Genomic DNA, 24050 nt, shown 5'->3' with positions numbered 1-24050 from the left:
GATCACGCGAAGGACCGAGGAAACCGACATTGCCGTGTCGGTAAACCTCGATGGCACGGGCACCTACAAGGTGGAGACCGGCATCGGCTTTCTCGATCATATGATCGAACAGTTCAGCCGCCACTCGCTGATCGATGTGGAATGCCGCGTGAAGGGCGATCTGCACGTCGACCAGCACCACACGACCGAAGACAGCGCCATCGCGCTGGGGCAGGCCATCGCGCAGGCGCTGGGCGACAAGAAGGGCATCACCCGATACGGCCACACCTATTCGCCGATGGACGAGGCGCTGAGCCGCGTCGCGCTCGACATTTCGGGCCGCCCGGTCCTGGTGTGGAAGGCTGCGTTCACTCAGCCGCGCCTCGGCGAAATGGACACCGAACTGTTCGAACACTGGTTCGCCTCGATTTCGCAGGCCGCCGGGATCACGCTGCACATCGAAAGCCTCTACGGCTCTAACAACCATCACATCATCGAAGGCATCTACAAGGGCTTTGCCCGCGCGATGCGGCAGGCCATCGCCATCGATCCGCGCAAGGCTGATGCGGTGCCCTCCACCAAGGGCATCCTCGGTGGCTGAGACGCTCGCGTTGGTCGATTACGGCGCGGGCAATATCCGCTCGGTCGAAAACGCGCTGAAAGCGGCGGGTGCGAAGGGCGTTGTCGTGACCGCCGATCCAAGCGTCGTTCGCGCCGCAGATCGCATCGTTTTGCCCGGTGTTGGTGCATTCAAGGCGTGCGTTGGTGCACTTAGGTGCGTTTCGGGATTGGTCGAGGCGATGGAGGAGCGCGTGCTGGTCGGCGGCGCACCGTTTCTCGGAATTTGCGTGGGAATGCAATTGCTTGCCGATCGCGGCGTGGAGCATGGCGTCACCGATGGCCTTGGCTGGATCGGCGGCGAAGTGCGCGTGATCGAACCGGCAGACCCCACCATCAAAGTCCCGCACATGGGCTGGAACGATGTTGCCCCCATGCCCCACACCGGCGGCGCAGAATTGCTCGATGCGGGCGAGGCCTACTTCCTCCACTCTTATCACTTCGTGCCGGAACAAGGCGTGCATGTGGCAGCGATGAGCGACCACGGTGGCGGCATCGTAGCCGCTGTGGCGCGTGACAATATCCTCGGCGTGCAGTTCCACCCCGAAAAGAGCCAGGCTTACGGCCTTGCGCTGCTCGCCCGTTTTCTTGAATGGAAGCCGTGATTCTATGATCGTTTTCCCGGCCATCGATCTCAAGGGCGGGCAAGTCGTCCGCCTCGCTGAAGGCGACATGGACCGCGCCACGGTCTATGGCGACAACCCGGCGCATCAGGCCACGCTCTTTGCACAGGCAGGCAGCCAGTTCCTCCATGTGGTTGATCTCGATGGTTCTTTTGCAGGCCGCGCAGAGAACCGCGAGGCAGTGGAAGGCATTCTCAAGGCCTTCGATGGTCACGTCCAACTCGGCGGTGGCATCCGCACGCGCGAGGCGGTGACAGGCTGGTTCGACCTTGGCGTGAGCCGCGTTGTGATGGGCACTGCCGCGCTGAAAGACCCGCAATTCGTCAAGGACATGGCCAAGGAATTTCCCGGTGGCATCGTTGTCGCGGTCGACGCGCGCGACGGCATGGTGGCGACCGAGGGCTGGGCCGATGTGTCCGACGTCGAAGTGGTCGACCTCGCCCGCCGGTTCGAGGATGCGGGCGTTGCCAGCCTGCTGTTCACCGACATTGGCCGCGATGGCCTGCTCAAGGGCGTGAACCTTGATGCAACCGTTGAACTGGCCCGCCGCGTGGACATTCCGGTGATCGCCAGCGGCGGGGTGAAGGGCATCGACGATATTCGGATGCTGAAGATTCACGAAGTGGACGGGATCGAGGGCGTCATCACCGGCCGTGCGCTGTTCGAAGGCCGGCTCGATCTGGCCGCCGCGATTGCGATGGCAGAAGCATGACCGTCCGCGTCCGCGTCATCCCCTGCCTCGATGTCCGCGATGGCCGCGTGGTCAAGGGCGTGAACTTCGTCGACCTGCGCGATGCGGGCGATCCGGTGGAGCAGGCGCGCGCCTATGACAAGGCCGGCGCAGACGAGCTGTGCTTCCTTGATATTTCCGCCACGCACGAAGGGCGCGGCACACTGCTCGATGTGGTCGCGCGCACCGCAGAAGTCTGCTTCATGCCGCTGACCGTCGGCGGCGGGGTGCGGGCGGTGGAAGACGCGCGCGCGCTGCTGCTCGCCGGGGCCGACAAGGTGGCGGTCAATTCCGCTGCCGTCGTCCGGCCCGAACTGGTGCGCGATATTGCCGAGAAATTCGGCGCGCAATGCGTGGTCGGATCGGTCGATGCGCGGCGGGTTGCTTCGGGGAAGTGGGAAATCTTCACCCACGGCGGGCGCAAGGCCACCGGCATTGATGCGCTGGCCCATGCGGTGAACCTTGCCGCATTGGGTGCGGGCGAACTGCTGGTCACCTCGATGGACGGCGATGGCACGAAGCAGGGCTATGACCTTGAACTGACGCGCGCGATTGCCGATGCGGTTCCGGTTCCGGTGATTGCCAGCGGCGGCGTCGGCTCGCTGGATCATCTGGTGGAAGGCGTGACGCAGGGACACGCCAGCGCGGTGCTCGCAGCCTCAATCTTCCATTTCGGCACGCACTCGATTGCGGAGGCGCACGCGGCGTTGCGCGCGGCGGGACTGCCTGCACGGTCATGAGTCCCACATTGGGGCATTAACCATCTGATATAAGGGATTTTACCGAATCGCGGCTTCTGGCAGGGGGTGTGCATTAACTAATGCAAGGTCGTCTGTTCCGTGGTTCGTCTGGTTTCCTCTCTTCTCCTCGCCATCGCGTCGGCCACGCCCGCTTTTGCGCAGTCGAGCGGCATTTCCATTCCTGAACCGACCGATGGCGCGCTGTTTGCGCTTGGCGTGGTGGGCCTGATCGTCGGCCGCCAGATTGCCAAGCGGCGGGGGTAACGCACGGCCCTGTCCCCCTAGAGTTACGTCACCCTGAACTTGTTTCAGGGTCCATCCATCCCCGCAAACAGCGGCCTGATCGGCAAAATGGATCCTGAAACAAGTTCAGGATGACGAGCGGTTTGAAGGCAGACGTTAGCCTCCCCCCACTTGACCCATACCCCCCATCCGCGCCATTGCGGGCGGCATGGAACACGGTGACACTCTCGCCCGGCTCGAAGCCACGATAGCCCAGCGCCGCGCGGGTGATCCTTCCGCCAGCTATGTGGCCAAGCTCAACGCCAAAGGCATCGCCAAGATCGCGCAGAAGGTGGGTGAAGAGGGCACCGAAACCGTCATTGCGGCGCTCGCCGGAGACCGGCAGGAACTGGTCGGCGAGGCGGCAGACTTGATCTTTCACCTGATGGTGCTGCTATCGGCCAAGGGCGTGCCGCTGGCCGAAGTGCTGGCGGAACTCGAACGGCGTGAAGGCACTTCAGGTATTGCCGAAAAAGCCAGCAGGAGCAGCTGACATGGCCGTTGACGCCACGCTTCCCTATGATGACCAGAACATCTTCGCGAAGATCCTGCGCGGGGAAATCCCCAACCGCACCGTCTATGAGGACGACTTTGCGCTGGCGTTCCATGACATTAACCCGCAGGCGCCCACCCACGTGCTGGTGATCCCCAAGGGCGCTTATGTGTGCTGGGATGATTTCTCCGCCAAGGCTTCCGACGCCGAAATCGCAGGCTTCGTGCGTGCCGTGGGCAAGGTTGCGCGCGATCTGGGCCTGGTTGCACCGGGCTATCGCCTGCTGGCCAACACCGGCACCGACAGCCATCAGGAAGTGCCGCATCTGCACGTCCATCTCTTCGCCGGACAGCCGCTCGGCCCCATGCTGCTGCGCTGAATAGCACCACTGCGGGGGTAAGCAGTTAACCAAGCCTTGCCCAACGACTCGTCGCAAGGGTAGAGTCGCGTCCGAATGGTCTTACCGCTACCACCTTCCGGCCTGTTCGATGGCCCGCAGCACCTCTATCCGGTCCTCGTCTACTTCGAGGACACGGACCTTTCGGGCGTGGTCTATCACGCCAACTATCTGCGCTGGTTCGAACGCGCCCGGTCTGACATGCTCCGCCTGCTCGGCATAGACCAGCGTGCCGCGCACGAAGCAGGCGAGGGGGCCTATGCCGTGAGCGCGATGGACTTGCGCTATCTGCGCCCGGCCAAGCTGGACGACGATGTGCTGGTGCGCAGCCATGTGGCCGAGCTTTCTCCTGCCACCTGCCGGATCGTGCAGCGTGCGTTCAGGGAAGACACGCTTTTGTGCGAAGCGAAGGTGCGCGTCGCCTTCGTCGCTCCCAACGGCCCCGCATGATTCTCCCGATGCTCGCCAATGGCGTTTCCTTCGCGCCCACCTCGCTGAACCCGGTGCAACTGTTCCTCGATGCCGATTACGTGGTGCAGGCCGTGATGATCGGGCTGGTGTTGGCCAGCGTGTGGACGTGGACGATCATCATCGGTTTCTCGCTGAAAATGGGCAGCACGCAACGCGCCTGCGACAAATATGAGCGCGAGTTCTGGGAAACGCGCGATATCGATGCGTTCCAGAAAGAGCACAAGGGCAAGAACCTGCCTTCGATGCGCGTCGCCAACGCGGCGCTTGCCGAATGGCGGCGCTCCACTGCGGGTAAGGCGATCGACCGGGAAGGCACGCGTCAGCGGCTGACCACGGCGCTCGATGGCGCAGTGGTGCAGGAAACCGATACGCTGGCCAGCCGGTTGAACTTCCTTGCCACGGTCGGTTCGGTCGCGCCGTTTGTCGGCCTGTTCGGCACGGTGTGGGGCATCATGGACAGCTTTTTCAATATCGGCGCACAGCAGAATTCGTCGCTCGCCGTTGTCGCTCCCGGCATTTCCGAGGCGTTGTTCGCCACGGCCATCGGCCTGTTCGCCGCTATTCCCGCAGTGATCGCGTACAACCGCTTCTCGCACCGTGTGAACCGCTTCGAAACGCGGCTCTATCGCTTCGCTGACAGGTTTCATGCTTCGCTCAGCCGCGAACTGGAGGCCTGAGGCATGGCAATGTCGGTAGGCGGCGGCGGAAGCAGCCGTAACAGAGGACGGCGGGGCCGGGGTGGCCGCACCGCGATGAGCGAGATCAACGTCACGCCGTTCGTTGACGTCATGCTCGTGCTGCTGATCATTTTCATGGTCACCGCACCGATGCTGGCCGCAGGCGTGCCGGTGGACTTGCCCGGCAGCAAGGCCGATCCGCTGGACCAGCAGCAGGACCAGATCACCGTCAGCATAGATGCGCAGGGCGGGGTGTTCCTCGATGACGAACAGCTGGCACCGGGAGAGTTGACCGACCGCTTGGCTGGATTGCAGCGTGGCGAGAAACCACCGTTGGTTACGCTGCGCGCTGATCGCGTGCTCGATTGGGGCCGCGTTGCCGCTGTGATGGGCGAGTTGAACGCTGCGGGCTTCAAATCGATCTCGCTGGTCACCAACAGTTCATCCGCGCCGCAATAGGCCTTATCTGATGCGAGACCCCACCGCAGGAGGCCTGACGAAGCAGGAAGGCGCAGGGCTGGTCATTGCGGCCGCCGCCCATGCCGCCCTGCTTGTCGCCTTCACGCTATCCCCACCGGGCAAGGCGGTGAAGCCGCCGCCCGAGCGGATGGAAGTGACGTTTTCGCAGGAGATTTCGGAGCAATCGACCTCGCCCGATCCGATGGCCGAGGCCGCGCCCGATGTTGCGCCGGAACTGGGGGAGGCGCAGCCTGAGCCGGTAGTGGAATCGCAGCCCCAGCCTGAGCCGCCCAAGCCGGTTCCCGCGCCGCCGCAGCCAACGCCAAAGCCTAAGCCCGCGCCGCCCAAGCCAGCGCCCAAACCGCAACCGCAGCCCAAACCTGTGCCGCCAAAGCCTGCGCCCAAGCCGCAGCCAAAGCCCAAGTCGGCCCCCGCCAAGGCACAGCCTAAGCCAACCCCGGCCAAGGCCACGCCCGCCAAATCGGCCCCGGCAAAAGCGGCTCCGGCCAAGAAAGCAACCGCCGACACCAGCCCACGCCGCCGCCCCGATGCGCCCGCTGGCGGTAGCCGGATTGGTTCGGACTTTCTCAAAGGCGTTCCCGGCTCCACCAAGCCCGGCACCGCCAAGGCCGCACCCGCTGCCACCATCGGCCCGGACGTACGCTCTTCGCTGGCCAGCGCGATTTCGCGTGAGATCAAGCCACATTGGGCCGCGCCGCAGGGGGTGGATGCCGACAAGCTGGTGACGATCCTTGCGTGGGACCTGAACGCCGATGGAACCCTTGCCGGGCGTCCGCGCGTTGTTGATCAGCAGGGCATCACGCCAGCGAATGAGACGCAGGCCAAGCGTCACGCCGAACAAGCGGTCCGCGCGGTCCAGCTTGCGGCACCGTTTGATCTGCCCGAAAAATACTACTCCGGTTGGAAGCGCGTCACCGCCTTCCGCTTTGACAGGAAGTTGTCCCAATGAAGTTGCGCTTTCTCGTCCTTGCCGCAGGCATGGCTTCGATCCCGACACTGGTGGCCGCTCAGCAGGTTGCTCTCCCCACATCGGCGGCTGAGCCCGCTGACGAAGGCCTGACCGGCTCTGTCTCGGACGAAAACGAATGGCAGGATCTTGGCATTGCCATCCCCGCGTTCCCCACCAACGCCAGCGTGGCGACAGAGGCAACCGGCGGCACGACCGAGGCGCTGGGCAAGAACGTGGCGCGGGTGGTGTTCAATGACCTGAAAAACAATGGATTGTTCAAGCCGCTCGGTCCCGACCAGTTGCCCGCCGTGGCGTTCCCGCAAGTGGCTGCCCCCACCTTCGACACATGGCGCGGGCGTTCAGCCGAAATGCTGGTGCAGGGCTTTGTGAAGGCGAACCCCGACGGTCGGCTGACAGTCGGCTGCTATCTCTATGACGTGGCGTTGGGCAGCGAACTGGCGCGGCAGGGCTATGTGGTAAAGCCTGATGAATGGCGGCGCGCTGCGCATAAATGCGCCGACATGGTCTATTCGCGCCTGTCCGGGGAAAGCCCGTTCTTCGACAGCAAGATTGCCTATATCGCCGAAACCGGGCCGAAGGATCGCCGCCGCAAGCAGCTGGCAATCATGGATTCGGATGGCGCAAACCACCGCTTTATCACCAATGGACAGGCCACGGCGCTGACCCCGCGTTATTCGCCCGATTACAGCAAGATCGTCTATCTCAGCTATCTGAATGGCGCGCCGCGCATCTACGTATACAATGTGGGCACAGGGCAGCAGACTCTGGTAACGTCGAGCACCAACCCCACCTTCGCGCCGCGCTGGTCGCCCGATGGGAAGTGGATTCTCTATTCGATGGCGATTGCGGGCAATACCGACATCTATCGCGTGCCTGCCACCGGCGGAACGTCCACGCGGCTGACCGACAGCCCCGGCATCGACGTTGGCGGGTCGTACTCCCCCGATGGCAGCAAGATCGTGTTCGAAAGTGACCGGTCGGGCGGGCAGCAGCTCTATGTGATGAACGCAGACGGATCGAACCAGAAGCGCATCAGCTTTTTCGGCGGCCGCGCCGCCACGCCCGAATGGTCGCCGCGCGGGGACCAGATTGCGTTCACGCACATGGCAGGCAACTTCAAGATCGCGGTGACCGACCCGTATGGCAAGGGAATGCGCTCACTGACCGACAGTTGGCAGGACGAAGCGCCCACATGGTCGCCCAATGGCCGCATCGTGCAGTTTTTCCGCACCGAGCGCGGCAGCGGCAAGACCGGAATCTGGCAGGTTGACCTTACCGGCCGCAACGAGCGGAAACTGAACACGCCGGTCGATGGTTCTGATCCTGCATGGGGTCCGGTTCTGCCGTGATCCAACATGGCTGCAACCGGCCCTTGTCAATTCACCGTGCAGACCGCACGATGCACCCATCATATCTCCCGTCCCTCTCTAAGGAGAATGCCATGAATCGTTCGCTCCTCATCGCGGGTATTGCCGCAACAACGCTCGTCCTCGGTGCCTGTGCTTCGAAGCCCAAGGAACTGCCGCCCGAGCCGGGCACTGCCAACACCCAGACCACGCAGCCGCCGATGCAGCCGAGCGGTCCGGTGCCGGGCAGCCAGGCTGATTTCATGGCCTCGGTCATGTCGGATACGGTGCTGTTCGATCTGGATCGCTACAATATCGATGCATCGGATCAGGGCATTCTGCAGAGCCAGGCGCAGTGGCTCTCGCGCTATCCCAACAAGTCCGTGACGATCGAAGGCCACGCCGATGAACGCGGCACGCGCGATTACAACCTCGCGCTGGGTGAACGCCGGGCCAATGCCGCGAAGAACTACCTCGTCAGCCTCGGCATCGAACCGGGCCGTGTCATGGTCGTCAGCTATGGCAAGGAACGCCCGATTGCGCTGGGTTCCGACGAGGAATCATGGGCACGCAACCGTCGCGCGGTGACCGTCACGGTCAACTGATCCGTCTCACCCGTTGCAGAAGGCCCGGACAGTCATCCGGGCCTTTTTCACGTTCCCGTCACCGGGTTCATCTTGACCTTTGCTCCTGCATTCGGCTTTGCATTTCTGATGGCGCGTTCAACACGATCGACTGACTGGGGTTTTCCCCGCTGGCGCGGCTATGGCAGCGGGCGCGATGCTGCGCCGGTGCGCCTGTGCGACCGCGCCGGGTGCAACGAAAAGGGCGATTGCCCTGCGCCCAAATCGCCGAACAACCCCGATCGCTGGTACTTCTGCGTGGCCCACGCTGCCGAATACAACCAGGGCTGGAACTACTTCGAAGGGCTGGACAAGGAAGAGGCTGAAGAGCGCGAACAGGCCGAACGCAGCGATACGTCGGGCTATCGGCAGGCGTCATGGGCCGAGTGGGGCGGTTCGGGCGATGGCAGCCGCAGCCGCGATGAATTGCGCGCGCTGGAAACGCTGGGCCTCGATCCCGATGCCGATTTCGATGCGGTGAAGAAGGCGTGGCGCACCAAGGCCAAGGAAGTCCACCCCGACGTCCGCCCCGGAGACAAGGCTGCCGCAGAGCAGTTCCAGAAGTTGCAGGTGTCCTACGAAGTCCTGCGCGCCGCCGAAGAACGCCGCGAGTGGAAGGGCTGAGGCTCAGCCTTCTGCCAGCGCTTCGTCCAGAAGCGCCGAAACCCGTGTCTGGTCAGGAAAGCCCTCGGCAACCCACCGGCTCTCAACCGCCTTCAGCAGCCGCGCAACTTCCGGCCCTGCGGTAACGCCGCGCGCGACAATCGCACCGCCTTTGAGAGGGAAGATGGGAACGTCCCACCCATTGAGCGGCGCCACAGCCTCGCCCGCCAGCAAAAGCCGGTCCTGCGCCTCGGTCATACCTAGCCGGTAAGCCATCGCCCGTGCATCCAACACCCCGCCATCGCGCGCCGCCGCGCACGCCAGCCGCTTGCGCTGCGCCACCGACAGCCGCAATCGCGCCGCGACTTGGTCCGTCAGCGGCGGATCGGCAGGCAGCAGCGCAGCCAGCCGCCGCAAGGCATCTGGCGCAATGCCCAGCGCTGACTCATGCGTCGTCAGTGCTTCCAGCCCGGCCACCTGCGCCTCAGGCAACACTTGCGCCAGCACCCCCAGTTCCGCCATCCGCCGCACCGTAGGGGCGGGGTTGGGCAGGGCGAGCAGCGTCATCAATTCCCAGCCCACCCGCTCCCGCGACAGGCCTTTCATCCCCGCCGCCAGCTCGCTCACCGCAGCTTCCGCCTCGGCATCGGCGGGCAGCGAGCCGAAGCGCGCTTGAAACCGAAAATAGCGCAGGATTCGCAAGTAATCCTCGCGGATACGCTCGCGCGCCTCGCCGATAAACCGCACCCTTCGCGCCGCCAGATCACCGCGCCCACCGTGGTAGTCGAACAGTTCCAGCGTGCGCGGATCGGCATAGAGCGCGTTAATCGTGAAATCGCGCCGCGCCGCATCGTCCTGCCATTCGGATGAGAAGGCGACCGTGGCGTGGCGGCCATCGGTGGAAACGTCGCGCCGCAGCGTGGTGATCTCCACCGGGGAGCCGCTCACCACAGCCGTCACCGTGCCATGCGCGATCCCGGTGGGCACAGCCTTGATCCCTGCTGCCTTCAGCCGCGCGGCTGTTTCCTCAGGCAGCAGTGTCGTCGCCATGTCCACATCCTTGGGCGAAAGGCCCAGCAAGGTATCGCGCACAACACCGCCCACCCAGCGGCAATTGCCCTCCGCTTCAGGATCGAGCGCACGCACCAGCGCCGCCAGATCGGCCCGCGCGGTCCATTCCGCCGCAGGCAGCCGCTCAGTCATGCCACATCATCCGCTTGGAAAGATTGGAGATGATCGCCGCCGTTACGCCCCATATCCGGTGCTCATTCCACAATATCTCGATAAAACGCCCGGTGCGTCCCTCCCACTCCGCCGATTGCCACACATGGTTCACCGGATTGAGCAGGAAGCCCAGCGGCGGCTCGAACCAGTCTGCCACCTCCGCCGGGTTGGGGTACATCGGTAGATCGGGCGGCACCATCGCCAGCACGGGCGTGATGTCATAGCCAGTGCCGGTGCGGAACCGGTCACTCGTGCCGATCACGATTACGTCCTCGGGTTGGATGCCCAGTTCCTCGTTCGCCTCGCGCAGCGCAGCCTCAATCGGCGTCTCACCCGGATCGAGCTTCCCGCCCGGAAAGGCTGCCTGCCCCGGATGCGCACGCATGTGCGATGGCCGGTGCGTTACCAACACGCCCGGCCCATCGGGATGCCCCACGCGGTCCGTCACCGCGATCAGCACCGCCGCAGGTCGAAGCCCATGCTCAGGCAAGGGTCGCCAGTCCTCGTACAAGTCCTGCAATGGCGTGCGATGGCCCGCGTCATAAAGCCGCGTCAGCCGCGAAAGCAGGCTCATGCCTCAGGCACCAGCACAAACCGCGCGCCCATGCTCTCCATCGCCAGTTCATCCCCGCCCAGTGCCAGCGCATGGTCGATCAACTGGCCATAGGTGCTGCGATTGAGCCGTGCCTCGGTCCCGTGCCGCACCGTCAGATAGAACGCCGGAACCTCAGCCGTCCCCGCCACCCGCAAGGGATGGTCCGGCCCGCACACCACCAGATCATCGGAGTTCAGCCGGAAGGCGAGGGCAGCACGCCCCGCCTCATCCAGCTTCACCTGCACGTCCACGGCAATGAACGCCGCGTCTTCAACTTCAATCGCCAGCTTCTGGAACGGCGTCACCAACCAGTGCTGGCCATCGTCATCGCGCATCAACAGTGACGAGAACGCCCGCACCATCGCCGGACGCTTGATCTCTCCTCCCTGATGGAACCACCGCCCATCGGCGGCTATCCGCATCTCGCTTTCGCCCACCTCTTGCGGGCTCCACTGGTCAAGCGGCGGCAGCTTGCGCGCGGCCACCTGCTCGGCCAGTTGGCCAAGGCTCAGGGAGGCGAGTTCGGGCGGCGGAACATAAGGCATGTCCCCGCCGATGCCAGATCAGGTCAGCGCCGCCAAGGCCCCAACATGCCCTCTTGCGGCAGAACGGCGGGATTTGCGGTGCGGCACAGCAGGCGATGCTGTTCATAAGGTCCAGGCAAACGCCAGCCCGCGGTGTGCGTGTTGCTGAAACCGAAGAAGCGCTCGTAATATTCTGGATCGCCGATCAGCACTTGCGGCAGCGGTGCGCGCGGGTCGATCGCGGTCAGCACCGCGGTCATCAGCGCTTTGCCAAAGCCTTCACCCTGCAAGTGCGGCATCACTGCCACCGGGCCGACCATGATCATCGGGTGCATCCGCCCTTCGGCGTCGGTCAGGCCCACCGGCCAGCTCTGGATTGATCCGGCCAGCATGTCATTGTCGTCCAGCGCGGCGAACGACAGGTTGCCAAGGCACTCCATCCCTTCGCGCACCTTGTAGGCGGTTCGCCCGCGCCGTTCCGGTTCGAACGCGGAATCGAGCAATTGCTCGACCAGTTCGGGATCGACATCGGCAAGCGGAATGATCTTGGACAACGGCGGGACTTTCTCAGGTCCGGGGGCACCGGAAGGAAGCGCGCCGATAGCCGTCCCGCATGACGGCTGCAAGTAAACTGCTCAACTCTCCGCAAAGCTGAACGGTTCGGCCCCGCGCCGGTAGTCATCGGGCAGTATCTCGCGTCCGATCGGCGGCTCTGCCCGCGCGGTGCATTGGGTGCGATGGCACAGGCGGCAGGTCACGCCGATGGGGGTTGCTGCCACTGCCTTTGCATCTACCCCCGCCGCATAAACCAGCCGTGGCGCATGTTCCGCCGCACAGGCCAGCGCAATCGCGCGCGTGGTGCGGGGCCGGTCGAAACCGCCGCCGCCCGATGTGACTGTGCGCGCCAGCGAGAAGAAGCGCTGGCCATCGGGCAGTTCCAGCCACTGCGTCAGGATTTCGCCCGGCGTGCGGAAGCATTCATGCACCGACCACAGTGGGCACCCCCCGCCATGCGCGGCAAAGGGAAAGCCCGCGCCATCGAGCCGTTTGGAAACATTGCCCGCCGCATCCACGCGGATGAAGAAGAACGGCACGCGCTCCTGCCCGGGACGGTTCAGTGTGGTCAACCGGTGGGCCAATTGTTCGAAACTTGCCCCGAACTGCCCCGAAAGCGCCTCAAGATCATAGCGCCGCGCATCGACGGCGCGGGCAAAGCGATCATAAGGCATGACCAGCGCCGCCGCCGCATATCCCGCCAGCGCGCGCCGGACCAGTTGCGCTGCCGTCTCGCTGGCAAAGCTCTCCCCCCGGATCACGCCCGAAATTTCACTCCGCAGCGCGGTATAGGCAATGTGTTGGAGCAACTGCCACGCGCGGCCCGAAGGCGAGAGCGTATCGTCCACCAGCAGTTGCTCGTTGTGCCGGTCATAACGGCGCACCGCGTCCATCATCACATCGGGCGGCAGGAACCGCACGCGAACCCCTTGCAGCCGCAGCCATTCTGCTGCGCCGCCTGCCTTGGTGATTTCCTCTGCCAGTTCCTCGGCCTTGGAATCGATAGTCGGAAAATAGTTGCGCCGTGCCGCCACAAAGCGCCGTGCCTCACCCACCGGGTCGCTTGCGCCGGGACCGGGCAGGGCGCTGCGCTGGTCTGCCAGCGCCTGCTGCTCTCGCTGCCACGCACCGTAGAGCCGCAACAGCGCCTCGGTTACGCCGGGAAAGCTGGCGGCAACGTCGGACACTTCCAGCGCGGGCAGATCGATATCGGCAAAGATCGGATCGCGCAGGGCATCGGTCAGCCGCCGCGCGTGATCATCACGCTCATCGTTGGCAAGATCTGCCATGTCGAGCTTATAGGCCCGTGCCAACCGCAGCAGCAGATCGGCGGTAAGGGGTCTCTGGTTGCGCTCGATCAGCGCGATGTAGCTCGGCGATATGTCCAGCTCATCGGCCATCGCCTGCTGCGTAAGCCCTAGTTCGCGGCGTATTCGCTTGAGCCGTGGCCCCAGATAAAGCGGTCTTGTCGACATTGCACATGGCTCTTGTAGCGTCTGCACAACTTTACAAGCATATCTTGTAAAGTTTGACAACATGACCGCGCACGGCATTCCGCAGCCGCGATTCGCCCGTTACCCCGATGTCACACCAGACGCAGACCACGTGAGGGAACACGGGACATGACTTACCACAGCAAGATCGTCGAAGCCGGCAAGGCCATCGCGCCTTTCGCCCAGACCTGGGACGGGATCGAACCCGAAAGCGTGGCCCGTATGCGCCTGCAGAACCGCTTCCACACCGGGCTGGATATTGCACGCTATACGGCCAAGATCATGCGCGCCGATATGGCCGCCTATGACGCCGATCCTGCCAAGTACACGCAGTCGCTCGGCTGCTGGCACGGGTTCATCGGCCAGCAGAAGATGATTTCCATCAAGAAGCACTTCGGCACCACCAAGGGCCGTTACCTTTACCTGTCGGGCTGGATGGTCGCTGCACTGCGTAGCGAATTCGGTCCGCTGCCCGATCAGTCGATGCACGAGAAGACCTCGGTCGCCGATCTGATCGAGGAACTTTACACCTTCCTCAAGCAGGCCGATGCCCGCGAACTGGGCATGTTGTTCCGCGATCTTGATGCCGCCAAGAAATCAGGCGATGCGGTCAACACCCACCGCCTGCTGCACAAGATCGACGAATTCGAAACCCACGTCGTGCCGATCATTGCCGATATCGACGCAGGCTTTGGCAATGCCGAAGCAACTTACCTGCTGGCCAAGAAGTTCATCGAAGCCGGTGCCTGCTGCATCCAGATCGAGAACCAGGTCTCGGACGAAAAGCAGTGCGGCCATCAGGATGGCAAAGTCACCGTTCCGCACGAAGACTTCCTCGCGAAGATCCGCGCTGTTCGTTACGCCTTCATGGAACTCGGCGTTGATGATGGCGTGATCGTTGCCCGCACCGACTCGCTCGGCGCAGGTCTGACCAAGCAGATCGCGTTCACTCGCGAACCGGGCGATATTGCGGACAAGTACAACAGCTTCCTCGATTGCGATGAAGTCGATGCCGCAAACCTCGGCCACGGTGATGTGCTGATTGCCCGCGATGGCAAACTGATGCGGCCCAAGCGCTTGCCTTCGAACCTGTTCCAGTTCCGCACCGGAACCGGCGAAGACCGCTGCGTGCTCGATTGCATCACCTCGCTGCAGAACGGCGCGGACCTGCTCTGGATCGAAACCGAAAAGCCGCACATCGGCCAGATCGGCGGCATGGTGAACCGCATCCGCGAAGTCATCCCGAACGCCAAGCTGGTTTACAACAACAGCCCCAGCTTCAACTGGACGCTGAACTTCCGCCAGCAGGTCTATGATGCCATGGTCGAAGCGGGCAAGGACGTCTCGGCCTATGACCGGGCGAAGCTCATGAGCGTGGACTACGACAACACAGAACTGGGCGTGGAAGCCGATGAGCGCATCCGCACGTTCCAGCGCGATGCTGCGGCGCAGGCGGGCATCTTCCACCACCTGATCACGCTGCCGACTTATCACACGGCTGCGCTCAGCACCGACAATCTGGCCAAGCGTTACTTCGGCGAAGAAGGGATGCTCGGCTACGTCAAGCAGGTCCAGCGTGAGGAAATCCGTCAGGGCATCGCTTGCGTGAAGCACCAGAACATGTCCGGGTCGGACATTGGCGATGATCACAAGGAATACTTCTCCGGCGAAGCCGCACTCAAGGCTGGCGGCGCTCACAACACGATGAACCAATTCGCCGCATAACCAGCGAACGCCCCTCCCCTTCAGGGGAGGGGGTGGGGTGGGGTTGTCAAAAGCAAGCCCGTCCCACCAACATAGCAAATCCTCGCGGCAATCACGCCTCGAAGATCCAAGAAGGAGACCCATCATGGCTGAACCTGCACGTGCCCGCGCGGTCCTCTCGACCGAGGACTTCAAGCTGATCCGCGAAGCCGTATTGCACTATCTCAAGGCAATCGAGGACCAGCCGGAATCGGTCAAGTTCTCGAACCTTTATCACCGGCTTGGCAGTGCCCTTGGGCGTTAAGGCTTTGGCACCAAGTACTTAAGGATCTTTCCTGGGGAGGAAAGTCCGGCCCGTCGCACTCCGACAAGGAGCGCGGCGGGCCATTTTTTAATGGGTAAAGTCTGCAAACATCCGATTCTGCTTACTTTTGAATAAGATTTCACGGGTATTGAACACGCGTGAAATCCGCAGCCTCCCCTCTTCCAGAATCCCGCAACGGCAGATTGCCGGTCCTCGCCGTGATCGGCCTTCACGATCCGGCCGACGGGGATTGGGGACGTTTGCGCGGATTGCAGTACTCAAGTCTGGCGAAGCTGACACTCCCACGAATTGTTGGTCACGCCATTGCCGCGCTCATGGTGCTGCAGATATATCGTGAACAAGTTCATGCTGCGGCGTTGCTTGGTTGGGCAATCCTGCTCGGGGTCGTATTGTTCGGCAGCACGCGGTTTGATCGCGCCCTGCTCGATGCAGATCGCCGCCGCATCAGCCGCCACGAAATTCGTCGCCAGACGCTCAACTCTTTCGCTTTATCGGTGGTGTGGTCTGTCCCGATGATGGCGTTTTCGCCCTTTGACGATCCTACACAGCGCATGACCTTGTGGACTGTACTGACAATGTTGATGACGGGCATGGCGGTAACTTTCGTGGCATTGCCGATTGCCACGGTCATGTTTTCGGGTGTGGTCGGTTTGACCGCGATGGCCACGCTGGTCTTCTTCGGCCAATACACCGCCGCAGCGATTGCCGCCGCTTTCGTTGCCATCGTCAGCGTCGGCGCTATTGAAGCGGCGCGAACGTTCCTGATCGCGCGCATGGCCGAGGCGGGAATGGCCGAAAAATCCGAAGTGGTCTCGCTGCTGCTCCGCGAATTCGAAGAGGGTGATGCCGATTGGCTGTGGCAGGTGGATGCCAATCGCCGCGTCCGTTCGGTCAGTCCGCGTTTCGCCTTTGCGCTGGGTGAAGATCCTGAAGATGCTGATGGAAAACCGCTGATCCAGCTCATCGCAGGTGAGGCATGGGACAGCGGCCATTTTCACTCCAGCCTGCACGATCTGGCCGAGCGGTTGAAGCGGCGGGAGAGTTTTTCCAATCTGCTGGTCCGGGTCAGCCTGCGCGGAAACCCGCGTTGGTGGGAGCTTTCTGCTTCGCCCAAGGTGGATGAGAACGGTGCGTTCATCGGCTTCCGGGGTGTCGGGTCCGACGTGACTGAGCAACGCGAAAGCGCCGAGAAGATCGCCTGGCTCGCCCGCTATGACACGCTCACCGGGCTGCCCAATCGCCTGATGCTCACCGAAGCGCTGGGCGATGCGATGGGCTATGCTGAAAAGTGGCGTACCGAATGCGCGTTCATGATGATCGATCTCGACCGGTTCAAGGCGATCAACGATACCCTGGGCCACCTCGTGGGCGACCAGATGCTCGCGCTCGTGTCGGAGCGGCTCAAAAGGATCGTGCGTGAAGATGAGGTTTGTGGGCGCTTGGGTGGCGATGAATTTGGCATCGTGATCCGCGATGCTTCCGATAGCCTGCGCGTGGCAGATCTCAGTGCGGCGATAATTTCTGCGCTTTCTCAGCCCTACGAAGTTGATCACCACACGCTCTATGTTGGCGCCAGCATCGGCTCCGCTTTCGGCCCGCGTGATGGCACGACGGTGGAAACGCTGCTGCGCAACGCCGACCTCGCGCTCTATCGCGCCAAGGACGATGGCGGGGGGCGGCATTGCAGCTACGAACCGTCACTTCACGCCCACGCCGAGGAACGCCGCAAGCTCGAATTCTCGTTGCGTCACGCGCTCGAACGCGATGAGTTTGCGTTGGTGTATCAGCCAGTTGTCGATGCGGTGACCGAGAAGGTGCTGAGCTTTGAGGCGCTGTTGCGCTGGAACAGCACCGAACACGGCTTCGTCAGCCCGGTCAAATTCATCCCGATTGCCGAGGACACGCGCCTGATCGTGCCAATCGGTGAATGGGTTCTGCGCACCGCCTGCCAAGAGGCGATGAAGTGGCCCGACAACGTCAAGATCGCGGTCAACGTTTCAGGCGAACAACTGCTCGATCCCTACTTTGCCGAGACGGTTGTGGGCGCGCTGACGGCCAGCGGCCTTTCGCCACACCGGCTTGAGATCGAGGTGACCGAGAGCATCTTCGTGCGCGACGGCACCACCGCGCAGATGACACTTGAAAACCTGATGGGCATTGGCTGCGGCGTTGCGCTGGACGATTTCGGAACGGGGTATTCCTCGCTCGGCTACCTGAGGAAGATGCGCTTTTCAACGATCAAGGTCGACCGCAGCTTCGTGCAGGGCGCGGCCAAGAACAATCCCGAAAGCCTTGCCATCTGCCGCGCGGTGGTGGCGATGGCCGACAGCCTTGAAATGTCCACCACGGCCGAGGGTGTGGAGACCGAGCTGGAACTGGAAGTTATCCGCAAGATCGGCTGCAAGAAGATCCAGGGCTACTATTTTGGCCACCCGATGAGCGGGGCCGACGCGCGCAGCCTGTTCGGCAAAGTCCGCCAGCGCGAGCGAGCCTGAACCTTACGCTTCGACCAATCCGCGCACCACGTTTTCAAACAGGGCGCGGCCATCCGTCCCGCCGTGCGCTGCTTCGATCATACGTTCGGGGTGAGGCATCATGCCCAACACGTTGCCGCGATCGTTGAGGACGCCTGCGATGTTGCGGGCCGAGCCGTTTACTGGCCCGGCATAGCGGAATGCCACGCGGCCTTCGCCTTCGATCCGGTCGAGCGTGGCATCGTCGGCGAAGTAATTGCCATCGTGATGCGCGACAGGGATCGTGATCTGCTGGCCTGCTTCGTAGCCTGCGGTGAACAGCGACTGGTTGTTCTCCACCGTCAACGCCACATCGCGGCAGACGAAGCGGATGCCGGCATTGCGCATCAGCGCACCGGGCAGCAGGCCTGCTTCGGTGAGCACCTGAAAGCCGTTGCATACGCCCAGCACCGTCACGCCGCGTTCAGCCGCGCGCACCACGGCCTGCATCACCGGCGAGCGGGCTGCCATCGCGCCAGAGCGCAAGTAGTCACCGTAGGAAAAACCACCGGGCAGGGCGATGAAATCGAGGCCATCGGGCAAATCGGCATCGCCATGCCACACACGGTGGACGGTGCCGCCGCAGACCTGTTCGATGGCCACGGCCATGTCGCGATCGCAGTTGGAGCCGGGGAAGGTGATGACGGCGGAGGTGAAGGCCATGTCTTTCGCTCCTGCGCTCAGGCCGCCTTTTCGATGCGGTAGTTTTCGATCACCATGTTGGCGAGAAGCTTGCGGCACATATCGTCCAGCGCTTCGTCCGAAGTGCTGTCAGCCACGTCGAGTTCGATCACGCGGCCCGCGCGCACATCGTTGACGCCTTCGAAACCGAGGCCTTCCAAAGCGTGGTGGATGGCGCGGCCCTGCGGATCGAGCACGCCGTTCTTGAGGGTGACAATGACGCGGACCTTCATCGGGCGGGGCCTTTCGGACACTGGAAGCCAAGAGATTCTTGGGCGGGCCTATGCAACCTCAGGCCGCGAAGAGCAACCCCGCGCGTGCCGTAATCTGTTCAGCTTGGGGCGGGTTTTCCTGAAAGGGTTTACACAGTTTACACGGTCCTGAGAAAGTTTTCTGAAGCCTTCGTGACTGCCGAAGTGCCATTCGGACGTGCACGAGCGCCATGGGTTTTGCAGCGCCGCAAGGGGCACCGGATGCTGTGTCGAAACGGGCGTTGCGGTTGTCATGATTCGCAGCCTAGCGGGCATTGCGTAAGTAGGAAAACGATAGCGCTGATGGGCACTTCAGGGGGTATGATGTTTCCACCTCAGGGACGGGTCAAAGTTCCATCCGGTGGCAGGCCATCTTCGCACTACCGCACCCCACGCGACAATGAGGTGGACTGCCACCGCCTTTTCCAACCTTTACATGACTGTTGCGTCAGTTATTGTCGCGCCATGCCACGTGTGACACCGCCTGACCGCCGCGAACGCATTCTGGATGCTGCCCGCGAAGAATTTGCGACACGCGGCTTTGCCGCCGCGCGGATGGAGGATGTGGGCAAGCGCGTGGGAATCAGCCGCGCTGCGCTCTATCTGGCGTTTGAAAGCAAGGAAGCGCTGTTCCGTGCGCTGGTTTCGGAAGTCATCACCGAGATCATGCCGACTTTGCTGCCAAGCGACTACGGCGCGCTGCCCGCACCTGCGCTGCTGCGGGCGTTTGTAAAGAATGCGATGAAGCGCATGGCCGGCCCGGAAATGGCGTTTCTCCCGCGCCTGATCGTGGGGGAGGGGCGCAACTTCCCGGAACTCGCGCGGTTCTATCATGAAACGGCGATGATCTGCCTGCTGGGCGCGGTGGAGCGGCTGATTATCCATGGTGTGGAGCGCGGCGAATTTGTCTGCGCTGATCCGAAAATGGCGGCGCACAGCGTTACCGGCGGGATCGTCCATGCGGCACTGTGGCGCAGTGTGTTCGAGCCGGTGGGGGCAGAGGCGCTGGACGTGGACTGGTTGGCGGAATGCCACGCTGGGCTGGTGCTGGCGGGGTTGCGTGTGGGGTGAATGAAGCGTTGTGCTTTCCGGTGAGCCACCACCCCCAACCCCCTCCTCTGAAGAGGAGGGGGCGATTTTTGCGAATGTTCCGTCAGTTTGGGGGCGCCGCTGCTCCCTCTGGCAGGACTAGCAGCTCCACTGCCTTTTCCGGCGCGAGGTAGCGCCGGGCGAGGGATTGCAGAACGGCGGCGGTGATCTTTTCAAGCCGTGCGCGGGCGGCTTTGGCGCGGGCAAGGCGATCTGGCTGGGTCTGGGCGCGGGCGGCCAGCGCCATCCAGCCGCCGTTGGTTTTCAGCGCATTGTCGATGCGTTCGAGCATCGGGGCGCGGGCGCGTTGCAGCACATCGGGATCGACTGGCTTTTCGGTTAGCGTGCGCATGGTTTCGACCAGCGCGGCGCGCGTGGCGGGCAGGTCTGCCAGATCGACCGAGGCGTTGATGGTGAATGTGCCATAGCCGGTCCAGACGCGGCTGAGGCTGCTGGATGCGCCGGGGCTGTAGGCTTTGCCGAGCTTTTCGCGCACGGTATCAAGCACTTCTATGCCCACGACGGAATCGAGCAGCGCGAGCGTCATGGCCTCATCAGGATCGCTGTCGTCGCGGGTGGGCCAGACCATGCGGATGATGGACTGGTTTGCCTCGCCAGTATGGCGGATCACGCGCGGCCCGCGTGCGGAGGTGAAGGGGCGCTGGCGTTCCTGCACGTAAGGCTGGAAATCGGGTTCGCGTGGAGGCAGCGCGCCGAGGGTACGGGCGACGGCTTCGATCGTGGCGGCTTCGTCGATGTCTCCGACCACCGCGATTTCGATGGTACCCTGGGCGAGGCGGCTGGCGATGGCATCGCGCAGCTTCGCATAGGTCAGCGCGCTGTAGGCCGGTTGTGGCTGGAGCGTGAAGCGCGGGTCATCGTTCGACAGCACGCCGCCGATGGCATTGGCCAGTGCTGCACCGGGGCTTGAACGCAGACGGGCAAAGAAGTTGGCCACGTTCTGCTGATAGAGCACTTCGCCTTCGGCACGGTAGCCGGGGTCTGTCAGCAGCGCGGTCCACAATTGCAGTTGCAGCGGCAGATCGCGCGGGGTGGTGGTGGCGCTGGCATCGAACGTATCGCCGCTGGCCCCAAGGCCCATGCCGACCGAGCGACCGGCTAGCAGGGTCTGCAGATCGTCCTCGCTGTGTTTGCCAAGGCCGCCGCGGGCAAGCACGGCGGTCATCTCGGTGGCGAGGGGATCGGCCTTGCTGTCGAGCATTTCGCCGCCATCGAGATCGAGATTGAGCTGGATGCGGTCTTTGGCGAGATCTGTGCGTTTGAGGTTCAGGCGCACATTGTTGGCAAAGCGGATCTGGCGGATGCCATAGAGCGGCTCAACCGTGTCTGACACGACCGTACCTGCCGGGCCGAAATCGGTGTAGGCGAAGGGGACGGGCGCGGGCACTTCGCCTGCCGGGGCCTTGGCGCGGGTCGCTTTGCTGAAGGTCTGGCGCAGGGCCTTTTCGCCGCCCTTGGGCGCGGTGCGGCCCTGAAAGCGGATCAGCGGATCTTTCAGCGGGATCGCTTCGGCCTTGAGCGCGGCCATGACGGATTTTGGCGTGATGGTGGGGGCAAACTGGTTGAAGCGTTCAAGCCCCGATTGCGGGGTGGTGGGCACCTGCTCATCGCGGACCAGCGCGAGCGCGGCATTGGTGAGGGCGCTGTGCGGGCGGGTGTCGGCCCCGGCGGCGGCATTTTCCAGCGCGGTGCGGATATTGGCGACCTGTTCGTCGATCTCGCCCTGCGTGAAGCTGCCGGACAGGGCGCGGGCATAGGCACCGGCAGCGGCCGCGAACCCGCGTTGCCAGCCACCGTCGGTGGTATCGACGATCAGGTTGGTGGTGCGGCCGATCTCGAACACCTCGCTGGTGCCAAAGCCTGCCCCCCGGAACGGCGGATCGATCACGCGGGTCATACGTTGGAAGCGGCGGTTGACCGCGCCGTAACCGATCTGGCGAAGGAGCGCGGTGCGGCGGTTGGCGATGGTATCAGGCTCGACCTTCCACGGGCCGTGCCGCGATGCGGTGACGCGTTCGGACAGTGAGGGATCGACGTGGATATCGACTGCGGCCTTTTGCCGGGGATCGACTTTGCCTTCATCCGGGCGCGGTGTTTCGGCCTTGGGTTCCCAATCGGCAAAGCGGGCGCGGATGGCGGCTTCCACTGCGTCCGGGTCAAAATCGCCGACGACGATCATCGTGGTTTTGGACGGCACGTATTCGCGCGCCCAGAACGCCTTGAGCGTTTGCGCGGTGGACGCGTTCAGCGCCTCGATGGTGCCGATGGGCAGGCGTTTGGGGTAGGTGGCCTGCGGATAGAAGAAGGCAATCTGGTCTTCCAGATTGGTACGCTGCCAGCCCTGGCCATCGCGCAGTTCGGACAGCACGACGCCGCGTTCGCGGGCGACGGCTTCGGGATCGAACGTCAGTTCGCTCGCCGTCTCGCGCATCAGCATCAGCGCGGTGTCGAGCAGCTTGGGATCGGCGCGGGGCAGATCGAGCATGTAGAGCGTCTGCTCGAACGAGGTCTGCGCGTTGGTATCCGCGCCGAAAGACAGACCGTTGCGCTCCAGCAGCTTGATCATCTCGCCTTCGGGCACGTGAGTGGAGCCGTTGAAGGCCATGTGCTCGACAAAATGGGCAAACCCGCGCTCGGTTTCGGTCTCGTCCAGCGAGCCGGTGGTGATATCCATGCGCACTTGCGCGGTGCCCGCAGGCGTGGCGTTGCGGCGGATGATGAAGCGCATACCGTTGGGCAACTGACCGTAGCGGTAGGCGGGATCGGGGGGGAGGTCGCTTTGCTGGAAGGCCCATGTCGGTTTGGGGGCGCTGGCCAGTTGTGCAGGCTGCGTGGCGCAGGCGGCAAGGGTGACGACAGCGGCGATGGGGAGCAGGCGACAAAGGATCATTGGTCCTGTTTGTGCCGGAGTGCTTCAGCACAGACAAGTCTTATGAGTAATTCAAAATGATAAAATATTGCAATGCGCTACAGGATAGTTGTATATTAGCACTCAAGTAAACAAAGGAGCTAAAATGATCGTGGATATTGAGTACTGTTTGAAGGAAGATTTTGCAGAATGGTGGTTTCAGAATTATTCGCCTCAAGGTACTGTTAAAGCAGGAATTTTTTGTGGAAAGCTCCGCCTGAAATTTTCGTCTCGCGAGGATGCTCTACTAGCGGAACTAATGTTTTATTAGATTAAAACACCCCCTCCGTTGTCGGAGGGAGTGTTTGAAACAGTTTTGGCGGAGAAGCCTTACTTCTTCCCGCGCAGCTTGCGGTGTGCGCCGAGGTCGAACACCTCGCTCGGGCCGCCATCGTTTTCGAGCAGGCCCAGACGCCGTGCGACTTCCTGATAGGCTTCTTCTTCGCCGCCCAGATCGCGGCGGAAGCGGTCCTTGTCGAGCTTTTCGCCGGTGGTCATGTCCCACAGGCGGCAGCCGTCGGGGCTGATTTCATCGGCCAGGATCACGCGGGCGTAGTCGCCATCCCAGATGCGGCCGAATTCGAGCTTGAAGTCCACCAGGCTGATGTTGATCGCCGCGAACATGCCACAGAGGAAATCGTTCACGCGGATCGCCATGCTGGAAATGTCCTGCATTTCCTCGTTGGTGGCCCAGCCGAAGCAGGCGATGTGCTCTTCGGCGATCAGTGGATCACCCAGCGCATCGTCCTTGTAGTAGTATTCGATCAGGGTGTGCGGCAGCGGCTCACCCTCTTCGATGCCGAGACGCTTGGAGATGGAGCCTGCAGCGATATTGCGCACGACGACTTCGATCGGGATGATTTCGGCCTGACGCACCAGTTGTTCGCGCATGTTCAGGCGGCGGATGAAGTGCGTGGGGATGCCGATGTGGGCGAGGCGCGTGAACACATACTCGCTGATGCGGTTGTTGATCACGCCCTTGCCGTTGATCGTGCCGCGCTTCTGCGCGTTGAACGCGGTAGCGTCATCCTTGAAATACTGGATGATCGTGCCCGGTTCGGGGCCTTCGTAAAGGATCTTGGCCTTGCCTTCGTAGATCTGGCGGCGACGAGACATCATCGTGTTTCCTGCGCGG

At 63.0% G+C, this 24050-nt stretch carries 27 protein-coding genes; 18 read left to right on the top strand and 9 right to left on the bottom strand.

Features of this window, described 5'->3' with window-relative positions; genetic code table 11:
• The first annotated feature begins 1 nt into the window (after position 1).
• The 14 genes from hisB (at position 2) to B7X90_RS11720 (ending at position 9053) form a co-directional block, all read left to right on the top strand.
• Positions 2–580: an imidazoleglycerol-phosphate dehydratase HisB gene (gene hisB, locus B7X90_RS11785; protein ID WP_292624673.1), complete on the top strand. Its 579-nt coding sequence runs from the start codon at positions 2–4 to the stop codon at positions 578–580.
• Positions 573–1202 carry an imidazole glycerol phosphate synthase subunit HisH gene (gene hisH, locus B7X90_RS11780; protein ID WP_292624671.1) on the top strand — a complete coding sequence of 210 codons (630 nt, stop codon included), beginning with the start codon at positions 573–575 and terminating at the stop codon, positions 1200–1202. The genes hisB and hisH overlap by 8 nt, the downstream gene beginning before the upstream one ends.
• Positions 1203–1206: 4 nt before the next feature.
• Entirely contained in the window at positions 1207–1932 is a 726-nt protein-coding gene (gene hisA / locus B7X90_RS11775) for a 1-(5-phosphoribosyl)-5-[(5-phosphoribosylamino)methylideneamino]imidazole-4-carboxamide isomerase (RefSeq protein WP_292624670.1), read from the top strand.
• Entirely contained in the window at positions 1929–2690 is a 762-nt protein-coding gene (hisF, locus tag B7X90_RS11770) for an imidazole glycerol phosphate synthase subunit HisF (protein ID WP_292624668.1), read from the top strand. The genes hisA and hisF overlap by 4 nt, the downstream gene beginning before the upstream one ends.
• 99 nt (positions 2691–2789) lie before the next feature.
• On the top strand, positions 2790–2954 hold the full coding sequence (locus B7X90_RS11765; protein ID WP_292624666.1) for a hypothetical protein: 165 nt from the start codon (positions 2790–2792) through the stop codon (positions 2952–2954).
• Positions 2955–3141: 187 nt separating this feature from the next.
• Positions 3142–3465, top strand: coding sequence for a phosphoribosyl-ATP diphosphatase (locus B7X90_RS11760; protein WP_292624664.1), 324 nt, complete (start codon positions 3142–3144; stop codon positions 3463–3465).
• 1 nt (position 3466) lies between these two features.
• A complete protein-coding gene (locus B7X90_RS11755; RefSeq protein WP_292624662.1) occupies positions 3467–3844 on the top strand; it encodes a histidine triad nucleotide-binding protein in 378 nt (125 codons plus the stop codon).
• Positions 3845–3919: 75 nt separating this feature from the next.
• Complete coding sequence (locus B7X90_RS11750; RefSeq protein WP_292624661.1) at positions 3920–4312, top strand: YbgC/FadM family acyl-CoA thioesterase; 393 nt, start codon at positions 3920–3922, stop codon at positions 4310–4312.
• Entirely contained in the window at positions 4309–5010 is a 702-nt protein-coding gene (gene tolQ, locus B7X90_RS11745; protein ID WP_292624660.1) for a protein TolQ, read from the top strand. The genes B7X90_RS11750 and tolQ overlap by 4 nt, the downstream gene beginning before the upstream one ends.
• Before the next feature lie 3 nt (positions 5011–5013).
• Positions 5014–5469, top strand: coding sequence for an ExbD/TolR family protein (locus tag B7X90_RS11740; protein ID WP_292624658.1), 456 nt, complete (start codon positions 5014–5016; stop codon positions 5467–5469).
• Positions 5470–5479: 10 nt separating this feature from the next.
• The gene (locus B7X90_RS11735) at positions 5480–6439 is read left to right on the top strand and encodes a hypothetical protein (protein WP_292624657.1); all 960 of its coding nucleotides are present in this window, start codon (positions 5480–5482) and stop codon (positions 6437–6439) included.
• Positions 6436–7809, top strand: coding sequence for a Tol-Pal system beta propeller repeat protein TolB (gene tolB / locus B7X90_RS11730; protein ID WP_292624655.1), 1374 nt, complete (start codon positions 6436–6438; stop codon positions 7807–7809). The genes B7X90_RS11735 and tolB overlap by 4 nt, the downstream gene beginning before the upstream one ends.
• Before the next feature lie 92 nt (positions 7810–7901).
• On the top strand, positions 7902–8411 hold the full coding sequence (gene pal / locus B7X90_RS11725; RefSeq protein ID WP_292624652.1) for a peptidoglycan-associated lipoprotein Pal: 510 nt from the start codon (positions 7902–7904) through the stop codon (positions 8409–8411).
• 108 nt (positions 8412–8519) lie between these two features.
• Positions 8520–9053 carry a J domain-containing protein gene (locus B7X90_RS11720; protein ID WP_292624651.1) on the top strand — a complete coding sequence of 178 codons (534 nt, stop codon included), beginning with the start codon at positions 8520–8522 and terminating at the stop codon, positions 9051–9053.
• A gap of 3 nt (positions 9054–9056) precedes the next feature.
• On the opposite strand, the gene B7X90_RS11715 is transcribed toward B7X90_RS11720, so the two are convergent.
• The 5 genes from B7X90_RS11715 to B7X90_RS11695 all read right to left on the bottom strand — a co-directional run bounded on the left by B7X90_RS11715 (position 9057) and on the right by B7X90_RS11695 (position 13405).
• A complete protein-coding gene (locus B7X90_RS11715; RefSeq protein ID WP_292624649.1) occupies positions 9057–10235 on the bottom strand; it encodes a CCA tRNA nucleotidyltransferase in 1179 nt (392 codons plus the stop codon).
• Positions 10228–10830: a CoA pyrophosphatase gene (locus tag B7X90_RS11710; RefSeq protein ID WP_292624647.1), complete on the bottom strand. Its 603-nt coding sequence runs from the start codon at positions 10828–10830 to the stop codon at positions 10228–10230. Before B7X90_RS11710 ends, B7X90_RS11715 begins: the two co-directional genes overlap by 8 nt.
• A complete protein-coding gene (locus B7X90_RS11705) occupies positions 10827–11396 on the bottom strand; it encodes a DUF1285 domain-containing protein (protein WP_292624645.1) in 570 nt (189 codons plus the stop codon). Before B7X90_RS11705 ends, B7X90_RS11710 begins: the two co-directional genes overlap by 4 nt.
• Before the next feature lie 23 nt (positions 11397–11419).
• Positions 11420–11929, bottom strand: coding sequence for an N-acetyltransferase (locus B7X90_RS11700; RefSeq protein ID WP_292624643.1), 510 nt, complete (start codon positions 11927–11929; stop codon positions 11420–11422).
• An 81-nt stretch (positions 11930–12010) separates the two neighbouring features.
• A complete protein-coding gene (locus tag B7X90_RS11695) occupies positions 12011–13405 on the bottom strand; it encodes a helix-turn-helix transcriptional regulator (RefSeq protein ID WP_292624641.1) in 1395 nt (464 codons plus the stop codon).
• A 147-nt stretch (positions 13406–13552) separates the two neighbouring features.
• On the opposite strand from B7X90_RS11695, the gene B7X90_RS11690 reads away from it, so the two are divergent.
• The 3 genes from B7X90_RS11690 to B7X90_RS11680 all read left to right on the top strand — a co-directional run bounded on the left by B7X90_RS11690 (position 13553) and on the right by B7X90_RS11680 (position 17947).
• Complete coding sequence (locus tag B7X90_RS11690) at positions 13553–15148, top strand: isocitrate lyase (protein WP_292624640.1); 1596 nt, start codon at positions 13553–13555, stop codon at positions 15146–15148.
• A 124-nt stretch (positions 15149–15272) separates the two neighbouring features.
• Positions 15273–15431 (top strand): hypothetical protein, encoded by a 159-nt coding sequence (locus B7X90_RS11685; RefSeq protein ID WP_011444689.1) that lies wholly within the window; start codon positions 15273–15275, stop codon positions 15429–15431.
• A gap of 158 nt (positions 15432–15589) precedes the next feature.
• The gene (locus B7X90_RS11680; protein WP_292624633.1) at positions 15590–17947 is read left to right on the top strand and encodes a GGDEF and EAL domain-containing protein; all 2358 of its coding nucleotides are present in this window, start codon (positions 15590–15592) and stop codon (positions 17945–17947) included.
• A gap of 3 nt (positions 17948–17950) precedes the next feature.
• Here the strand turns inward: B7X90_RS11680 and purQ are convergent, their stop codons facing one another.
• Positions 17951–18628: a phosphoribosylformylglycinamidine synthase subunit PurQ gene (purQ, locus tag B7X90_RS11675; RefSeq protein WP_292624632.1), complete on the bottom strand. Its 678-nt coding sequence runs from the start codon at positions 18626–18628 to the stop codon at positions 17951–17953.
• Between the two features lie 17 nt (positions 18629–18645).
• Complete coding sequence (gene purS, locus B7X90_RS11670) at positions 18646–18879, bottom strand: phosphoribosylformylglycinamidine synthase subunit PurS (protein WP_292624631.1); 234 nt, start codon at positions 18877–18879, stop codon at positions 18646–18648.
• 483 nt (positions 18880–19362) lie between these two features.
• Between purS and B7X90_RS11665 the strand changes: the two genes are divergently transcribed.
• Positions 19363–19968: a TetR/AcrR family transcriptional regulator gene (locus B7X90_RS11665; protein WP_292624629.1), complete on the top strand. Its 606-nt coding sequence runs from the start codon at positions 19363–19365 to the stop codon at positions 19966–19968.
• 82 nt (positions 19969–20050) lie between these two features.
• Here the strand turns inward: B7X90_RS11665 and B7X90_RS11660 are convergent, their stop codons facing one another.
• Positions 20051–22897: a pitrilysin family protein gene (locus tag B7X90_RS11660; protein WP_292624628.1), complete on the bottom strand. Its 2847-nt coding sequence runs from the start codon at positions 22895–22897 to the stop codon at positions 20051–20053.
• A gap of 348 nt (positions 22898–23245) precedes the next feature.
• Positions 23246–24031, bottom strand: coding sequence for a phosphoribosylaminoimidazolesuccinocarboxamide synthase (purC, locus tag B7X90_RS11655; RefSeq protein ID WP_292624675.1), 786 nt, complete (start codon positions 24029–24031; stop codon positions 23246–23248).
• Positions 24032–24050 lie beyond the last annotated feature (19 nt).

Source organism: Novosphingobium sp. 17-62-19 (assembly GCF_002256775.1).
GTDB lineage: Bacteria > Pseudomonadota > Alphaproteobacteria > Sphingomonadales > Sphingomonadaceae > Novosphingobium.
The sequence above is the reverse complement of the archived record's forward strand: the minus strand, read 5'-3'. Positions and strand labels throughout refer to the sequence as shown.

Excerpts from the sequence above, each read along its gene's own strand:
- B7X90_RS11665 (WP_292624629.1), top strand. The coding sequence starts at position 19,363 with ATGCCACGTGTGACACCGCCTGACCGCCGCGAACGCATTCTGGATGCT.
- purQ (WP_292624632.1), bottom strand. The coding sequence starts at position 18,628 with ATGGCCTTCACCTCCGCCGTCATCACCTTCCCCGGCTCCAACTGCGAT.
- B7X90_RS11755 (WP_292624662.1), top strand. The coding sequence starts at position 3,467 with ATGGCCGTTGACGCCACGCTTCCCTATGATGACCAGAACATCTTCGCG.
- B7X90_RS11735 (WP_292624657.1), top strand. The coding sequence starts at position 5,480 with ATGCGAGACCCCACCGCAGGAGGCCTGACGAAGCAGGAAGGCGCAGGG.
- B7X90_RS11740 (WP_292624658.1), top strand. The coding sequence starts at position 5,014 with ATGGCAATGTCGGTAGGCGGCGGCGGAAGCAGCCGTAACAGAGGACGG.
- purS (WP_292624631.1), bottom strand. The coding sequence starts at position 18,879 with ATGAAGGTCCGCGTCATTGTCACCCTCAAGAACGGCGTGCTCGATCCG.
- tolB (WP_292624655.1), top strand. The coding sequence starts at position 6,436 with ATGAAGTTGCGCTTTCTCGTCCTTGCCGCAGGCATGGCTTCGATCCCG.
- B7X90_RS11685 (WP_011444689.1), top strand. The coding sequence starts at position 15,273 with ATGGCTGAACCTGCACGTGCCCGCGCGGTCCTCTCGACCGAGGACTTC.
- B7X90_RS11695 (WP_292624641.1), bottom strand. The coding sequence starts at position 13,405 with ATGTCGACAAGACCGCTTTATCTGGGGCCACGGCTCAAGCGAATACGC.
- B7X90_RS11720 (WP_292624651.1), top strand. The coding sequence starts at position 8,520 with ATGGCGCGTTCAACACGATCGACTGACTGGGGTTTTCCCCGCTGGCGC.
- B7X90_RS11710 (WP_292624647.1), bottom strand. The coding sequence starts at position 10,830 with ATGAGCCTGCTTTCGCGGCTGACGCGGCTTTATGACGCGGGCCATCGC.
- B7X90_RS11690 (WP_292624640.1), top strand. The coding sequence starts at position 13,553 with ATGACTTACCACAGCAAGATCGTCGAAGCCGGCAAGGCCATCGCGCCT.
- hisA (WP_292624670.1), top strand. The coding sequence starts at position 1,207 with ATGATCGTTTTCCCGGCCATCGATCTCAAGGGCGGGCAAGTCGTCCGC.
- B7X90_RS11750 (WP_292624661.1), top strand. The coding sequence starts at position 3,920 with ATGGTCTTACCGCTACCACCTTCCGGCCTGTTCGATGGCCCGCAGCAC.
- B7X90_RS11760 (WP_292624664.1), top strand. The coding sequence starts at position 3,142 with ATGGAACACGGTGACACTCTCGCCCGGCTCGAAGCCACGATAGCCCAG.
- purC (WP_292624675.1), bottom strand. The coding sequence starts at position 24,031 with ATGTCTCGTCGCCGCCAGATCTACGAAGGCAAGGCCAAGATCCTTTAC.
- B7X90_RS11705 (WP_292624645.1), bottom strand. The coding sequence starts at position 11,396 with ATGCCTTATGTTCCGCCGCCCGAACTCGCCTCCCTGAGCCTTGGCCAA.
- B7X90_RS11660 (WP_292624628.1), bottom strand. The coding sequence starts at position 22,897 with ATGATCCTTTGTCGCCTGCTCCCCATCGCCGCTGTCGTCACCCTTGCC.
- pal (WP_292624652.1), top strand. The coding sequence starts at position 7,902 with ATGAATCGTTCGCTCCTCATCGCGGGTATTGCCGCAACAACGCTCGTC.
- hisF (WP_292624668.1), top strand. The coding sequence starts at position 1,929 with ATGACCGTCCGCGTCCGCGTCATCCCCTGCCTCGATGTCCGCGATGGC.
- B7X90_RS11715 (WP_292624649.1), bottom strand. The coding sequence starts at position 10,235 with ATGACTGAGCGGCTGCCTGCGGCGGAATGGACCGCGCGGGCCGATCTG.
- tolQ (WP_292624660.1), top strand. The coding sequence starts at position 4,309 with ATGATTCTCCCGATGCTCGCCAATGGCGTTTCCTTCGCGCCCACCTCG.